Annotated in this window: 2 protein-coding genes; both read right to left on the bottom strand. The window is 61.2% G+C overall.

Going from position 1 to position 2,484, the window contains the following annotated elements; translation table 11 throughout:
• Positions 1-280: 280 nt before the first annotated feature.
• Complete coding sequence (locus ADL08_RS38020) at positions 281-1,267, bottom strand: helix-turn-helix transcriptional regulator (RefSeq protein ID WP_234352070.1); 987 nt, start codon at positions 1,265-1,267, stop codon at positions 281-283.
• 229 nt (positions 1,268-1,496) lie between these two features.
• Entirely contained in the window at positions 1,497-2,303 is an 807-nt protein-coding gene (locus tag ADL08_RS09405; RefSeq protein ID WP_078968065.1) for a transposase family protein, read from the bottom strand.
• Positions 2,304-2,484: the final 181 nt, after the last annotated feature.

Genomic DNA, 2,484 nt, shown 5'->3' with positions numbered 1-2,484 from the left:
GTTGAGACGTTAGACAACCTCTCTCAACGGCACGGGGGCCTCGTGCGTTGCGGGCGCCGACCGCGTCACCCATCCGATGCGCACTCTAAAAAGGCTCAGACCGCGTTTGAGATCTCAAATGATCTTGGTTTTGGGTGACCTGTTACAACGCCGTCAGCGCCCTGACCTGGCTTTCCGCTGCTCGGCGGCTCGAGGTCAGGGCTGCGAATCCGCTGGGTGCGCAGATCTCAAACGCGGTCTCAGTGGCCAGCTGAGTGCCGTCCGAACCGCCCGAGGCACTTCACGCTCCCGCCGCGTGGTCGGCGCCGTTTTCGACATCGTCTGCGTGGACGACTAGGTCCGGTATGGCCATGGAACGCATCAAGGACTGCGTCAGTACCCGGTATGCGCTGCCCATCCTCACAGGCGGGCACGGGAACGACCCCGCCCTCACCATACGATAGGCAGTTGTCTTCGCGATTCCCAGGGCTTCGGCAGCAGCCGGCAGATCAACGAACTTCGGGTACATGTCCGAGGTGTAGTAGTAGTGATTCCCTCCTGTGACAAAGATTCGAGCAAGCATCGTTGCGGAAACCGTTGCATTGTTCAGACCTGAACGGCGCCCCGCCCGCAGGTCCGCATGATGCCGCCCGAACGTCTCGGCAAGCCCCCACCTCTGCCACAGCGCACCGGTGCGCTCACCTCGAATCTGCTCCATAACGGCCGGATCGCGAGGATTGACCCCGTGAAGGATGGAGGAAGCCTTCAGCGTCGAATCCAGAGAGGCCTCCTCCAGAGACGCCAAAATCTCCGCGTCGCGTGACGCACTCTCATGCTTGTGCTCGTCGGCACGACGATACGCCTCGTTGACGGCGATCTTCACCATGAGCTCAGGAACGTCACGGGGAGGAACCCCTGACGCCGTCTCTCGCCAAACCGTCAAAGCGGCTTCGAGCATGTCCGAACGCACGTCACCCAGATCGCGGTAGAAATTCCTGTGAATATGCCAGGAATGTCCACGAAGAAACGGCACCAAACAGTCCACGATAATCATGCGCCACTTATCGTCACCCCGCAGATCTGCCATCCTCCCCATGGAAATCAAAGATTCCCAAAGGTGCGATGACTTCTGCTTGACCCGCGCGTCGACCGCGCGACGGCGAAGCTGTTCGTAGGTCGGATGACTCTTGACCTCGCACTCCTGAACGTCGTCCAAGTGATAGCAGACGTGATTCGTGCCGCAGGCTTCGCCCACATACTCCGCCAGCAAATCGAACGCGTCCTTCACTATTTCCCCTTCGAGGTCGAACGGCTAGCGAGAAGAAACGTATGGCGCTTCACCCGCTCGCGCTACCCATGATCGCAAATATTACACAAGAGCCCGATTTCTCTTTTTCTTGCACTTTTTTCGACGTCTCGAGATAGTTTGACGGGCGAGAATGACAACTATTTCCGAACTGGCAATCGACCTCTTCTCACTCACCGTCATCCGGTGAGCGTTCATCACTGAGCCTTTTTCATCCTGAATAGCTACAGGTCAGGAGTGTGTGGACGGCTTGGACGATGGTGCCGATGCGGTGGGTGGAGCATCGGGCCCGGCGGAGGATGCGCCGGGACTTCAGCTGCGCGAAGGCCCGTTCCCCGGGAGCTCTCAGCCGGGCGTGGTCACGGTTGAACTGCTGGTAGTGCTCCGGCTGTTCGCGGTGGTTCTTGTACGGGGTGTGGACGGTGGCGCCGGCACCCTGGTAGGCACGGTCCGCGAGAACAAGGATCTCTCTGGTGAGGCAGGCCTGCACGATGCCATGGGCCCGGGCCGCGGTCAGACCATGGGTCCGCCCGGGTGTCGCACGCGAGAACCACAGCGGTGTGCCGTCGGGACGGGCGATGACCTGCACATTCATGCCATGCTTGCGGTGCTTCATGGAGTAGTACGGCTCGTCGGCCGCGATCCGGTCGGTGGCGATCAGGGGGCCGTCAACGATGACGTGGTCGCCTTCACCGAGGCCGGTGAGTGCTTCGTGCAGACCGGGCGCCCAGTCGGCCAGGACGTTCAGTGTCTCGTCGACGTACCGCCAAGCCGTGGCTTGGGATATCCCAAACCCGGCTCCGAGCTGCGAGAACGTCTCGTTCTTCCGTAAGTGCGCTAGCGTGAGAAGCGCCTGCTGGAAGCAGCCGAGCCTGCGCCAGCGGGCGTTACGGGTCTGGCGGTGCTCGTGCAGCAGCCAGGCGACATGCTCAACCAGCTCATGCGAGACGTCGAGCATGGCAGGATACGGAACCAACAGGGCCCCTTCGGTCGCCAGTGTGATGAGTGAGATCACCACGCCAACGACCAGGGGCCCTGCCTCGTCACCACACCCGCTGACCAGCCCATTTCACCCTTCAGCACAGGATGAAAGAGGCTCACTGAGCCTTTTTAGAGTGCGCATCGGATGGGTGACGCGGTCGGCGCCCGCAACGCACGAGGCCCCCGTGCCGTTGAGAGAGGTTGTCTAACGTCTCAAC

Origin of the sequence: Streptomyces sp. NRRL F-6492 (assembly GCF_001280125.1) — a bacterium.
In the GTDB taxonomy this organism is placed as follows: Bacteria; Actinomycetota; Actinomycetes; order Streptomycetales; family Streptomycetaceae; genus Streptomyces.
This window is presented reverse-complemented; position numbering and strand designations above follow the sequence as displayed.